11 protein-coding genes and 1 pseudogene are annotated in these 13,104 nt (G+C 74.2%); 3 read left to right on the forward strand and 9 right to left on the reverse strand.

The genetic code is table 11. The features are described 5' to 3' along the window. Window positions 1–82: 82 nt before the first annotated feature. A complete protein-coding gene (locus EF879_RS10805) occupies window positions 83–445 on the forward strand; it encodes a PadR family transcriptional regulator (RefSeq protein ID WP_123557436.1) in 363 nt (120 codons plus the stop codon). 133 nt (window positions 446–578) lie between these two features. Here the strand turns inward: EF879_RS10805 and EF879_RS10810 are convergent. The 9 genes and pseudogenes from EF879_RS10810 to deoC all read right to left on the reverse strand — a co-directional run. Further along, a pseudogene (locus tag EF879_RS10810) lies at window positions 579–2,564 on the reverse strand (amino acid ABC transporter ATP-binding/permease protein); the annotation flags it as partial. Next, window positions 2,471–4,306: a thiol reductant ABC exporter subunit CydD gene (gene cydD / locus EF879_RS10815; RefSeq protein WP_123557440.1), complete on the reverse strand. Its 1,836-nt coding sequence runs from the start codon at window positions 4,304–4,306 to the stop codon at window positions 2,471–2,473. The gene cydD and the pseudogene EF879_RS10810, both read right to left, overlap by 94 nt. Next, window positions 4,303–5,382, reverse strand: a complete 1,080-nt coding sequence (locus EF879_RS10820) for a cytochrome d ubiquinol oxidase subunit II (protein ID WP_123557442.1) — start codon at window positions 5,380–5,382, stop codon at window positions 4,303–4,305. The genes cydD and EF879_RS10820 overlap by 4 nt, the downstream gene beginning before the upstream one ends. An 11-nt stretch (window positions 5,383–5,393) precedes the next feature. Beyond that, window positions 5,394–6,638, reverse strand: coding sequence for a cytochrome ubiquinol oxidase subunit I (locus tag EF879_RS10825; protein WP_123557444.1), 1,245 nt, complete (start codon window positions 6,636–6,638; stop codon window positions 5,394–5,396). A gap of 189 nt (window positions 6,639–6,827) precedes the next feature. Further along, window positions 6,828–7,751 carry a M56 family metallopeptidase gene (locus EF879_RS10830; protein WP_123557445.1) on the reverse strand — a complete coding sequence of 308 codons (924 nt, stop codon included), beginning with the start codon at window positions 7,749–7,751 and terminating at the stop codon, window positions 6,828–6,830. Window positions 7,752–7,756: 5 nt separating this feature from the next. Next, entirely contained in the window at window positions 7,757–8,212 is a 456-nt protein-coding gene (locus tag EF879_RS10835) for a BlaI/MecI/CopY family transcriptional regulator (protein ID WP_123557447.1), read from the reverse strand. A gap of 98 nt (window positions 8,213–8,310) precedes the next feature. Then, the gene (locus tag EF879_RS10840) at window positions 8,311–9,135 is read right to left on the reverse strand and encodes an aldehyde dehydrogenase family protein (protein WP_123557449.1); all 825 of its coding nucleotides are present in this window, start codon (window positions 9,133–9,135) and stop codon (window positions 8,311–8,313) included. Then, window positions 9,128–10,558 (reverse strand): aldehyde dehydrogenase family protein, encoded by a 1,431-nt coding sequence (locus tag EF879_RS10845; RefSeq protein ID WP_123557451.1) that lies wholly within the window; start codon window positions 10,556–10,558, stop codon window positions 9,128–9,130. Before EF879_RS10845 ends, EF879_RS10840 begins: the two co-directional genes overlap by 8 nt. A gap of 2 nt (window positions 10,559–10,560) precedes the next feature. Next, window positions 10,561–11,520 (reverse strand): deoxyribose-phosphate aldolase, encoded by a 960-nt coding sequence (gene deoC, locus EF879_RS10850; protein WP_123557453.1) that lies wholly within the window; start codon window positions 11,518–11,520, stop codon window positions 10,561–10,563. Window positions 11,521–11,655: 135 nt separating this feature from the next. Here deoC and upp point away from each other — a divergent pair, with 135 nt between their 5' ends. Together upp and EF879_RS10860 are read left to right on the forward strand one after the other, a co-directional pair. After that, window positions 11,656–12,288 carry a uracil phosphoribosyltransferase gene (gene upp, locus EF879_RS10855; RefSeq protein WP_123557455.1) on the forward strand — a complete coding sequence of 211 codons (633 nt, stop codon included), beginning with the start codon at window positions 11,656–11,658 and terminating at the stop codon, window positions 12,286–12,288. Window positions 12,289–12,403: 115 nt separating this feature from the next. Further along, window positions 12,404–13,084 (forward strand): GPP34 family phosphoprotein, encoded by a 681-nt coding sequence (locus EF879_RS10860; RefSeq protein WP_123557456.1) that lies wholly within the window; start codon window positions 12,404–12,406, stop codon window positions 13,082–13,084. Window positions 13,085–13,104 lie beyond the last annotated feature (20 nt).

Here is a 13,104-nt window from a genome sequence, read left to right on the forward strand (position 1 = left end):
GCACACACTAGTCGGCCCGCGCGGAACGCGAACGCCCGCACCCCATTGGTCCACGCCGAGCCCATTAGTAGGCTTGCTACCTATGAACGCGCAGGCGTTGCACGGCCACCTCGACGCGCTGCTGCTCGCGGTCCTCGAGGGGGGCCCGCTGCACGGGTACGCGATCATCGAGGCGCTCCGGACGCGCAGCCGTGGCGTCCTCGCCCTGCCGACGGGCACCATCTATCCGGCGCTGCGCCGGTTGGAACGTGCCGGCTACGTCAGCAGCGTCTGGAGCACCGTCAACGGTCGCGCGCGCCGCACGTACGAGCTGACCGACGCCGGGCGGCGGGCGCTGGCGGGCGAGCGGAGCAACTGGCGCACGTTCAGCTCGACCGTGGCCCGGTTCCTGGGGTCGGCCGAGCCGCTGCTGGGCAGCGCGACACCGCCCGCGGCGCCGGTGTGAGCCACCGCCGGCCCCACCCCGAGCCGTCGTCGCCTTCGATCCGAGCCGTCCACACTCGTGGCCCGGGTCCGGTCCGGGCGACGCCCGGGGCACCGCCTGCGGCAGCGCCGCGGGTGAGCGCGTCGCCGCCGGGTCAGCCGCACGCTGCCGGGTAGGCGAGCTCCGTCGTGACCTGGCGCTGCCACTGGTCCCGGTACCACCCGGGCTGGTGGATCAGCTCGGCATGGCTGCCCCGTTGCACGATCCGTCCGGAGTCGAGGACGACTATCTCGTCGTACGCGTCCAATCCGGATAGGCGATGCGTGACCAGCAGCACCGTACGGGTCGGTCCGGCGTGGGCGGTGGCCGAGGCGAGCACCCGGTCGGCGGCCCGAGGATCGAGACCCTCGGTCGGCTCGTCGAGCACCAGGACGTCGGTGGGGGCCGCGAGCAGGGCCCGGGCCAGGACGAGCCGTTGCCGCTGGCCCCCGGAGAGCTGGCCGCCGTCCTCGCCCACCACGGTCTCCCAGCCGGCGGGCTGTCGGCGTACCCAGTCGAGGAGGCCGGCGGCCGCGGCCGCCGCGGTCAGCTCGTCCTCAGTGGCCGTTCCCCGGCCGAGCAACAGGTTCTCCCGAACCGTGGCGTGAAAGACGTGCGCGTCGGCGAGCAGACCGCTGACCGCGCGGGGAAGTTCCTCCGGCGAACGCTCGCAGATGTCCACGCCGTCGAGGGTGACCCGACCGTGGTCGGGACGGACCGCGCCGGTCAGGACGGCGAGCAGCGTGCTCTTGCCGGCACCGCTCGGCCCGACCACGGCGACCCGGCGTCCGGGCGGGAGGTCGAGACTCACCCGGTCGAGTGCGGGTGGGCCGTCCGCGCGGTACCGCACGGTCACCTGCTCCAGCCGGCAGCCGGTCCGGCGGCGCGCGGCACCGCGCCGGCCGGCACCGGTCCCGGCGCGTCCGGTCGGATCCGCCGGGCCACCGGTCCCGTCGCCGGACGTGGCGGACATTCCGGCGGGGCCGCCCGGTGCCGGGGCGGTGGTGTCAACCCCGGCCCCCGCGCGGGTGCCGCCGACCCCGGTGCCGCCGGTCGCGACGGCCAGGTCCGCCGGACCGGTCAGCAGTTCGGCCACCCGGTTCAGTCCCGGACGCAGCCGGGTCCACTGTCGGGCCGCGCCGACCAGCGCCAACGCCGCCTCGACCGCGGTGAGCGCGCCGACCGCGAGTACGCCGACCAGGACCCCGCCGACCTCCGACCGCAGGGCCACCACGACCACCGCCGCGCTGGTCGCGCCGGAGAGCAGCACCCCGAGGCCGTCGACGGCCCAACCGGCCGCCGCCATCCGCCGCTCCAGCCGGGCCAGTTCGCGGGCCCGTGCCCCGGCCCGGTCCAACGCCGTCCGGGCCGCCCCGAAGGCGATCAGCTCGGCGGCGCCGTGGGTGAGGTCAACGGCGTCCACCGCGAGGGCACCCCGCACCGGAGCGATCCGGGCGGTACGGCGGGTGAGGGCGGCGGCCGCCGCCGGAAGAGCGGCGCCGGCCAGCAGCAGACCCCCGGCGAGGACCACCGCGGCCGCGACCGAGACGACCGCCGTACCGGCGACGGCGAGCAGTCCCACGACGAGTGCCGCGAACGCCGGGACCAGGACCCGGAGCAGCAGGTCCTGCACGGTGTCGACGTCCGAGACGAGCCGGCTGAGGAGATCGCCGGACCGCCGGCCAGCGGGGGCCCGGCCGGCCGCGGCCAGCGTGGCGAAGACCCGGGCCCGGACCTCGGTGACGACCCGCAGCGCGGCGTCGTGGCCGGCCAGCCGCTCGGTGTAGCGCAGGACGCCGCGACCGATGGCCAGGGCCCGGACCGCGACGATCGCGACGGTGAGGGTGTCCAGCGGGGGGCGGCCCGCCGCGCTGACCAGCAGCCAGGTCGCGGTCGCCATCAGGGCGAGTCCGGCGAGTTCGGTGCCGGCGGCGAGCAGGCCCGCGCCGGCGAGCCGGCCCAGGTACGGCCGGCTGAGCCGCCAGACGGTGCGTTCGGCGCCCAGGTTCATGCCGCGCTCCCCTCCGGAACCGCTCCGACGGCGGTGAACGGCACCGCCGGCCGCCGCTCCTCGGTCACCCGCCCGTCCTCGACCCGCAGGACGCGGTCCACCTCGGCGAGCAGGGCCGGCCGGTGCGCGACGAGCAGCGCGGTCCGGCCGGCGACGAGCCGCCGGGTCGCGGCGAGGACCGCGGCCTCCGAGCCGCTGTCGAGTCGGGCGGTGGGCTCGTCGAGCAGTACGACCGGCGCGTCCCGGAGCAGCGCCCGCGCCAGGGCGACCCGCTGCCGCTGCCCGCTGGAGAGCCCGTGGCCGCGCTCGCCGAGCCGGGTGTCCAGGCCATCGGGCAGCAGGGCGACCACCTCGTCCAGGACGGCGTCCCGGACCGCCGCGTGGAGCGCCTCGGCACTGGCCTCCGGGGCGCCGAGCCGGATGTTGTCGGCCAGCGAGGCGGCGAAGAGGTGGGGCCGTTGCGGGACCCAGGCGAGCCGGCGGCGCCACTCGTCGAGATCGACCCCGGCCAGGTCGACGCCGCCGACCGTGATCCGTCCGGCGGTCGGGGTGACGAAGCCGAGCAGCAGGTGGAGAAGTGTGCTCTTGCCGGCGCCGCTGGGGCCGACGATGGCGATCCGTTCGCCGGGCCGGATGGTCAGCGACACGTCCCGCAGCGCGGTGGTGCGGGCGTAGGCGACGGTGACGGACTCGAAGCGAATCTCTCCCTCGATCCACGCGCCCAGGGGCCGGTCCGCCATCCCGGGCCGGACCCACCCGGTCGACCAAACCGGCGTCGTGGAGCGCGCCGGAGGCGTCGAGAGCGGCGGCGCGGGGGCCGGGGCGGAGGCGGCGTCGTCGGCCACCGTGCCCGGCGTCCGGCTCGCCCGCTCCGGCGGCGCGGTCGGCGGGGCCAGCAGCGCGAGCGCCTCGTCCAGCGCGGTCAGCCCCTCCTGGCTGGCGTGGAACTGGCTGCCGGCGGCGCGTAGCGGCAGGAACGCCTCGGGGGCGAGCAGCAGGACCAGTAGCGCGGTCTGCAGGGTGAGCCCGCCGCCGAGCAGCCGTAGGCCGACCGGTACCGCGACCAGTGCCACCGAGAGGGTGGCGACGAGTTCGAGGACCAGCGCGGAGAGGAAGGCGACCCGCAGGGTCCGCATGGTCGCCACCCGGTGCTGGTCGGCCATCCGCCGAACCACCGCCACCTGGGCCCGGGCCCGGCCGAAGACCCGCAGCGTTGGTAGCCCGGTCACCATGTCGAGGAAGTGGCCGCCGAGCAGGCGGAGTCGCCGCCACTGCCGCTCGGTGGCCGCCTGCGCCTGCCAACCCAGCAGCGCCCCGAAGACCGGGACCAGCGGCAGCGTCACCGCGATCACCATGGCCGAGCTCCAGTCGGCGTACGTCAACCGGGCGAGGACCGCCAACGGCACCGTGACGCCGAGTACGAGCTGTGGCAGGTATCCGGTGAAGTACGCGTCGAGCGCGTCGAGCCCGCGTCCGACCAGGGTGGCGAGCTGTCCGGCCGGTTGGCCGGCGAGCCAGGCCGGGCCACGCCGGACGACGGCGTCGAGCAGGTCGGCGCGGAGCGCCGCCTTCACCGCCGCGGCGGCCCGGGCCGCGACCGCCCCGCGCGCCCAGGCCAGGGCGGCCCGCCCGGCCACGCTGCCCAGGAAGCCGGCCAGGGCGGTCCGGTCGAGCCGGCCGCCGGCCGCCGCCGCCAGCACCGCCGCGAGGGCGCCGGCCTGCGCGACGATCAGCCCGGCGGTGAGGACCCCGAGCCCGGCGAGCACGCCGAGCGGCCGCCGAGTGCCGGGCACTCGGCGGAGCAGTCGCGGGTCGAACGGAGGCCGGCTCACCAGTACACCGGGGTTCGCGAGTCGAGCCGGCCGCGGAAGATCCACCAGGAGAGGACCTGGCAGGCCAGCAGGAGCGGCAGGAGCGGTCCGACCAGCCAGCCGAGCAGTTCCAGCGTCGGTGCGCCGGCGGCGGCGTCGGCCACGGTCAGGCCGGTCCCGGGGTCGAGGCTGGAGACGAGCGCGTACGGCCAGGTCGTCGCCCCGATCAGCGGCACCGGAGCGGCGAGCGCCGCCGAGGTGGCGGCGAACGCGAGGCCGGGGCGCCGGCCCAGGAGCCGGCGGGCGAGCAGCAGGGTTCCCGCGACCAGTACCGGCAGCAGGAACGCGGCGATGGGCTGGTGCGCGGCCTGACGTACCCGGTCGGAGAGCAGGCCCAGCACGGTGGCCGCACCGAGCGCGGCGAGGGCGACCGGCACCAGCCGCCGGCCCAGCCGGGCGGTCCGGTGGGCCGGCCCGGTCGGGAGCCGGAGCGCCAGGAAGGCGGCGCCGTGCACGGCGACCAGCGTGACCATGGCGAGCCCGGCGGCGACGGTGAACGGGGTGACAACCTCGGCCACCCCGGCGAGGTGGGCGTCCGGGGCCAGCGGTACGCCCTGGAGCAGCCCGCCGAGGGTGGCTCCCCAGCCGGCGGCGGCGAGGATCCCGCCGAGGACCAGCAGCCGGTCCCAGCGGCGGCGCCAGCGTGGGTGGGCCGGACGGCTGCGTAGCGGTACGGCGGCGGTGACCATGACCACGCCGGCGAGGGCGACCACGACCGTGGGGTACAGGCCGGCGAGTAGTTCCCCCTCCAGCAGCGGGAAGGCGCCGAGGAGGAGACCGGCGGTCGCGACCAGCCAGACCTCGTTGCCGAGGAAGAACGGCCCGAGCGCGGTGAGCGCGCCGCGCCGGGTCGGTGTCGGCTCCGGGTCGACGGCCGGCTCCGGTTCTCGGCCGGGCTCAGGGGTCCGGGCCGGCCGCGGCCCGGCGGGTTCGGCGCGGAACCGGGCGGTGAGGATCCCGACCCCGTAGTCGGCGCCGCCGAGGACGAGGTAGGCGGCGAAGAAGAGGCCGAGCAGAACGAACCAGGCAGTGGGCACGAACGCCTCCCTCAGGCAAACACGGGTGTGGGCGCGGGTTCGGGATGGCGCACCGGCGGCCGGCCCAGCACCGGGTCGTCGGCACCCCGGGCGGCGTGTCGGGCGATCAGGATCCAGTTGGCGACCGCGAGGCCGCCGAGCAGCAGTGTGAAGCCGAGGTACGAGGCGAGGAGCAGGCGACCGTCGACCGGGCTGACGGCGTCGGCGATCGGCAGCACGCCGTACGCCGCCCATGGCTGGCGACCGACCTCCCGGACCAGCCAGCCCGAGATCGCCGCGACGAACGGCAGCGGAATGCTGAGAAGCAGCAGGTACAGCGGGGCGCGCAGCCGGATGATCCAGTCCCGGTAGAGGAGCGGCAGCAGCAGGACCAGCAGGGAGGCCAGGTAGCCGATGCCCATCATCGCCTCCAGCGGAGCCCCGATCCACTCCGGCGGGGTGTAGTCGCCGGGACCGAACTGGTCCGTCCAGCGCGCGATCAGCGCCGACCGGGCCGCCTCGTCGCCGAACTTGGTCGGCTGCATCGCACGGACCTCACCGAGCTGCGGAAAACCGGTGCCCAGCGCGATCGTGCAGCCGAGCACCCCGGCGACCACGCCGATCCGCAGCGAGGTGCGGAACGCGGGGTCGGTGGTGCGCCGTATGAGGTGCCAGGAGCTGATCCCGGCCATCAGGACGCCGCCGGTCATCAGCGCGGCGCCGAGGACGTGCGGGAGCGCGTGCCGCAGCGCCGGGTTGCCGAGCAGGGCCGCGACGTTGGTGAGCTGGGCGACGCCGTCGCGTACCTCGTATCCGACCGGGTTCTGGAGCCACGAGTTGGCGACCATCACCCAGAACGCGGAGGCGTACGCGGTGAGCGCGACCCCCCAGAGCAGCGCCAGGTGGAGACCGGGCCGGAGCCGGTGCCAGCCGAAGATCCACATGCCGAGCAGGGTGGACTCCAGGAAGAAGGCGACCAGCGTCTCGATGGCGAGGGGAGCGCCGACGACGTTGCCGACGTACCTCGACAGGCCGCTCCAGTTCAGTCCGAACTGGAACTCGAGCACGATGCCGGTGGCGATGCCGAGGACATAGTTGATCACGTACAGGGTGCCCCAGAACCGGGTGAGCCGCTCGTACACCGGCCGGCGGGTGAGGAACCCGATCGTCTGCAGGCAGACCAGCAGGGTCACCAGGCCCAGGGTCACGAGCACGAAGAGGAAGTGGATCGACGCCGTCGTGGCGAACTGGAGGCGGGCGATCAGTAGTGAGTCCATGGCAATCCTTCGGCGTCGGTGTCACCGTGCCGCGAGCCCACGCGTAGGCAGACTACCTATGCGTACCGGCCGTGACGCACCGTGCCCGACCTTGTGGAGGTACCCCTTCACTTTACTACGACGCGTAGTAGATGTGCCCCCGCGGCGCCGGCGACGTCGGCGTAGGGCAGGACGGCGCGGTGCGACGGATCAGCGCAGCAGGAGGGAGACCGGCAGGCTCACCAGCAGGGTGGCCAGGGCGAGCGCGGTCGCGCCCGGTAGCCGGGTCGGCCGCGGTGCCGCCAGCAGCCGCCGTACCCGGGCGTCCAGGTGGACGTCGGCGACGCCGAGCGCTCCCACCGGGGTGATCCGGGCACCGGCGGTGGCGAACCGCAGCAGGGCGGCGGCGAGCGGCGCGTCGGCGTGCAGCTTCCGGGCCTTGTCGTCCGCCCTCATCTCCACCAGCAGCGCGACGGTCTCGTGGGCCGCGCGTACCCAGCGCGCCCAGGGCAGCGCCCGGCACAGCGCGGTGAAGGGCAGCAGGACGAGGTCGTGGCGCTCGTCGGCGTGCGCCCGCTCGTGGCTGAGCACGGCGGCGAGCTGGGCCCGGTCGAGCAGGCTCAGCGTGCCGGCGCTGACCACCACCTGCGGGCGTACCCCGGGCAGGCAGTACGCCGCGGCGCTGGGGTGGTCGAGGACCAACGCCCCCGGCGCGGCCGGGTCGTTCCGGGCGACCAGGGCGAGCAGGTCCCGGTGCCGGCGCTGGGCACGCAGCGCGCTGAGCAGGCTTCGTACCGTCGAGCCGAGCAGGACGGCGGCTATCCCGAACCCGACGCCGATCAGGGCGAGCTGCGACACGCCCAGGCCGGGCGGCAGGTCGCCGCCACCGAACAGGTCGCCGGCGAGCGACCGCAGCGCCGAGCCGGTGCTGGTGCCGTACGGGGCCAGCCCCAGGGAGAGCGGCACACCGATCGCGGAGAGCCCGAGGGCCAGACCCACCGCCTGCCAGCAGATGATCGCGACCCGGGGGCTGTGCCAGGTCCAGGCGGCACCGAGCCCTTTGGCGCCGGAGAGCGCCTGCGCCGCACCGTAGCACCCCAGGGCGGCGATCGCGAAGCAGGCGGCGTCGGTCATCGCACTCAGACCTGCCGTTCCGGTGCGGGTGGCGGAACCTCCGCCCGGTCGTTCGTCGGACCGGCGGTGGCGCCACCTGCCGGAGCGGACTCCGGCACCCCGCCGGCCGCCTCCTCGGCGAGCGCGGCGCGCAGGATCTCGGCCTCGGTGCCGGTCACCGACCGGGCGAACCGGATCAGCGCCGCGTCCCGGCTTCCGGCCAGGTCGAGCGCGTCGAGCATCAGCCGGGCGATGTGTGCCTCCCGGCTGGCGGCCGGCCGGTAGCGCCAGGCGCGGCCCTCCCGCTCGCGCTCCACCATGCCCTTGCCGGCAAGCCGGTCCAACACCGTCATCACGGTGGTGTACGCCAGCCCGCGGTCTCGCAGCGCCTCGGCCACCTCGCGGACGGTGACCCCGTTGCCCGGCTTCTGGTCCCAGAGCACGTCCATTACCGCGCGTTCGAGGTCACCGAGTCGTGTCACGCAGCCAGTCTACTACCTTCCGTCGTACGTCCCGCCGAGGTGTAAGGAAGGGCCCCCTTTACAACAAAAAACGATAAGAAGGGGCCCTTCCTTACACCTCAGATGCCCTTGGGGTGCCAGACGGTCTTGGTTTCCAGGAAGGCGGTCATCCGGCCGAGGCCGGGATCGGCGTACCAGTCGACCGGTCCCGCCGGTGGCCGGAGGACCCGCTTCAGGTTGCCGGCGGCGGCGCGCTCCAGCTCGGCGGCGAAACCCGGATCGGTCACCCCGGTCAGGTCGAGGGCGTTCACGTCCATGTGCCCGGCCAGCCACGGCGCCGTCTCGGCTGGCCGCCCGGTGAGCAGGTTCACCACCCCGCCGGGCAGGTCGGAGGTGGCCAGCACCTCGGCCAGGGTCACCGCCGGCAGCGGGGCGGTCTCGGCGACCAGCACCACCACCGTGTTGCCGGTGACGATCGTCGGTGCCACCACGCTGACCAGCCCGAGCAGCGCCGGCTCGGCCGGGGCGACCACCCCGACCACCCCGGTCGGCTCCGGAGCGGAGAGGTTGAAGTACGGGCCGGCGACCGGGTTGGCGTTGCCGTACACCTGGGCGATCTTGTCGGCCCAGCCGGCGTACCACACCCACCGGTCGATCGCCTCGTCGACCTCGACGGTCGGCACACCGAGGCCGACGAACTGGTCCCGCCGACCCTCCAGCATCTCGGCGACCCGGTAGAGGACCTGACCCCGGTTGTACGCCGTCGCGCCCGACCAGCCGGCGACGGCGGCCCGGGCCGCCTGCACCGCGTCCCGGACGTCCTTGCGGGAGGCCAGCGACACGTTCGTGTTCTGCACCGGATACGACCGCCCCGACTCGCTACGCGGGAACTTCCCGCCGATGAAGAGCTTGTACGTCTTGCGTACCGCCACCCGCTCAGACATCCAGGTACGCCTCCAGCCCGTGCCGGCCGCCCTCCCGGCCGTAGCCCGACTCCTTGTATCCCCCGAACGGCGAGGTCGGGTCGAACCGGTTGAAGGTGTTCGCCCAGACGACTCCGGCCCGGAGCCGGTCGGCCAGCCAGAGGATCCGGGACCCCTTCTCGGTCCAGATCCCGGCCGAGAGCCCGTACGGGGTGTTGTTGGCCTTCTCGACCGCCTCGGCCGGGGTGCGGAAGGTCAGCACCGACAGCACCGGCCCGAAGATCTCCTCCCGGGCGATCCGGTGGGACTGGCTGACCCCGGTGAAGATGGTCGGGGCGAACCAGAAGCCGCGGTCCGGCAGGTCGCACGGTGGGGACCAGCGCTCGGCCCCCTCGGCGGTGCCGGCCTCGGAGAGTTCCCGGATCCGGGCCAGCTGGGCGGCCGAGTTGATCGCCCCGACGTCGGTGTTCTTGTCCAGCGGGTCGCCGACCCGCAGCCGCGCCATCCGCCGCTTCAGCGCGGCGAGGACCTCGTCGTACACGGACTCCTGGACGAGTAGCCGAGAGCCGGCGCAGCAGACGTGGCCCTGGTTGAAGAAGATGCCGTTGATGATTCCCTCGACCGCCTGGTCGAGCGGGGCGTCCTCGAAGACGATGTTGGCGGCCTTGCCGCCGAGTTCCAGGGTGAGCTTCTTACGGGTGCCGGCGACCGCCCGCGCGATCTGCCGACCCACCTCGGTCGAGCCGGTGAAGGCCACCTTGTCGACGTCGGGGTGCTCGACCACCGCCTGGCCGGTCTTCCCGGCGCCCGTGACGATGTTGACCACCCCCGGCGGCAGGTCGGCCTGCTGGCAGATCTCCGCGAAGCGCAGCGCGGTCAGCGGCGTGGTCTCGGCCGGCTTCAGCACCACCGTGTTACCGGTGGCCAGCGCCGGGGCGATCTTCCAGGCCAGCATCAACAGCGGGAAGTTCCACGGGATGACCTGGCCGGCGACCCCGAGCGGGCGAGGGTTCGGGCCGAGCCCGGCGTAGGCGAGCTTGTCGGCCCAGCCGGCGTGGTAGAAGAAGTGCGCGGCGACCAGCGGCAGGTCCACGTCGCGGGACTCCCGGATCGGCTTGCCGTTGTCCAGCGACTCCAACACCGCCAACTCCCGGGACCGCTCCTGGATGATCCGGGCGATCCGGAACAGGTACTTCGCCCGGTCCCGGCCGGGCATCGGCCCCCACACCTCGGCGTACGCCCGGCGGGCCGCCCGTACCGCGCGGTCGACGTCGTCGGGGCCGGCCTCGGCGACCTCGGACAGGACCTCCTCGGTGGCCGGGTTGATCGACGTGAAGCTGCCACCGTCGAGCGGGTCGACGAACTCGCCGTCGATGAACAGGCCGTACGACGGCTTCAGCTCGACCACCGCGCGGGACTCCGGCGCGGGCGCGTACTCGAACATCGTCAGTCCAGGGTGAAGTAGTCGGGGCCGGAGTAGACGCCGGTGCGCAGCCGGGTGCGCTGCATCAGCAGGTCGTTGAGGAGGCTGGAGGCGCCGAACCGGAACCGGTCCGGGTGCAGCCAGTCCTCGCCGGCGGTCTCGTTCACCAGCACCAGGTACCTGATCGCATCCTTGGCGGTCCGGATGCCGCCGGCGGGCTTGACCCCGACCTGCCGCCCCGTGGCGTCGCGGAAGTCGCGGACGGCCTCCAGCATCACGAGCGTGACCGGCAGGGTGGCGGCGACCGGGACCTTGCCGGTCGAGGTCTTGATGAAGTCGGCGCCGGCGAGCATCGCCAGCCAGGAGGCCCGGCGGACGTTGTCGTAGGTGACCAGCTCGCCCGTCTCCAGGATGACCTTGAGGTGGGCGTCCCCGCAGGCCGCCTTCACCGCGACGATCTCCTCGAAGACCTCCAGGTAGCGGCCGGCGAGGAAGGCGCCCCGGTTGATCACCATGTCGATCTCGTCGGCGCCGGCCGCGACCGCCGCCCGGGTGTCGGCGAGCCTGACCTCCAGCGGCGCCTGCCCGGACGGGAACGCGGTCGCCACGCTCGCCAGATGGATCCCGGATCCGCGTAGCGCCTCGGCGGCGACCGGCACCAGGCGCGGATAGACGCAGACGGCCGCGACCGCCGGACAGGACGGATCGGCGGGGTCCGGCCGCCGGGCCTTCGCGGCCAGGGCCCGGACCTTGCCGGGGGTGTCGGCCCCCTCCAGGGTGGTCAGGTCGACCATCCGGATCGCCAGGTCGATCGCCCACGCCTTGGCGGTGGTCTTGATCGATCGGGTGGCGAGCATCGCCGCCCGCTGTTCCGCGCCGACCTGGTCCACGCCGGGAAGCCCGTGTAGGAAGCTCCGGAGGGTCGCCTCGGAGCGGGCTACCTCGGTCAGGTCGGACCGCGCCGACGCCGCTGTCGCCGTCATGCGGGCAAGCATACGCACCGGGGCCAGAGTGTGATCTTGGCCATATTTGGCCGTCGGGTGGGGGCGGGGTCGGACCGGTGGCCGCCGGCCGGACGGTTGCCGGCGGCCGGACGCTTCCTAGTAGGTTGTGCGACCGTGGACGTACTCGTCGTTGACCATCCCGTGGCCCGGACGCGACTCACCGCGATGCGCGACGTCCGGACCGACTCGGCGTCGTTTCGGGCCGCGCTGCGCGAGCTCACCACCATGCTGGTGTACGAGGCCGCGCGATCCCTGCCGGTCGAGACCTACCCGATCACCACCCCGGTGGCGCCGACCGAGGGGACCCGGCTGGCGAACCCACCGCTGCTGGTGCCCGTGCTCCGGGCCGGGCTCGGGATGGCCGACTCGGCGCTGGCGCTGCTTCCGGAGTCCTCGATGGGCTTCGTCGGGCTGGCCCGCGACGAGCACACCTACCAGCCCCGCGCCTACATGGAGTCGCTCCCGACCGACCTGACCGGGCGTCCGGTGCTGGTGCTGGACCCGATGCTCGCCACCGGTGGCTCGCTGGAGCACTGCTGCCGACTCCTCGCCGAACGCGGCTGCACCGACATCGTCGTGATCTGCGTGCTCGCCGCCCCGGCCGGCATCGAGCGGCTGAAGCGCTCCGGCCTGCCGTTGCGACTGGTGACCGCGGCCATCGACGAGCGGCTGAACGACCAGATGTTCATCGTGCCGGGGCTTGGCGACGCCGGCGACCGCCAGTTCGGCGGCATGCCCCGGTTCTGAGCGGCGGTAGCGGAGGCCGTGCCGAACCGTGGCGACGGCCGGTTCTGGCCTCCATCGGGACACCGGCGGCCGGGAGGCATGCACGGGTGGCCCCGACCGGCTACCGTTCCGGGCCATGACTGGTGTTGGGTTGGCCGAGGAGTTGCTGCTGCTCGGCTACGACGACGAGTCCGGCAAGGCGACCGGGTCACGGATCGCCCTCGACCTGGGCATGGCCGCCGCCGTGCTGGTCGACCTGGCGCTCGCCGGACGGGTCGCGTTCTCTGACGGTTCGATTGTGATCACCGACCCGACGCCGACCGGTGACGTGATCGCCGACGACGTCCTTGCCAAGATCGCCAACGACACCCCGCACACCCCGGCCTCCTGGCTCCAGCGGCTCCGGCACGGGCTGCGTGACCGGATCCTCGGCGACCTCTGCGACCGGGGTGTGATCACCGACGTTGACGAGACCCGGCTCGATCACATCCACGTCCACCGCTATCCGGTGCTCGACCCGTCGGTCGAGGCGGAGATCCGGGCGCGCCTGGTCGATGCGCTGACCGGGGAACGGGTCCCGGACGAACGGACCGCCGCGCTCGCCGCGGTGATGGCGGCGATCCGGGTGGAGCCGAGCCTGGGGTTGACCGGACCGGCCGCCGAGGACGCCCGCAACCGGCTGCTGGAGATCGCCCGGGGCGCCGGTTTCGCCGACGGCGGGGTCGACCTGGAGGAGTCGACGATCCGCCCCTCGGTGGCACTGGTGATCGCCGCGCTCTCCCGGGCGATCGAGACCGCGCTCGGCATCCGGGCCTGAGCACCACCCCCGGAGAACTC

The sequence above is a fragment of the Micromonospora sp. HM5-17 genome, assembly GCF_003762835.1.
Lineage (GTDB): Bacteria > Actinomycetota > Actinomycetes > Mycobacteriales > Micromonosporaceae > Plantactinospora.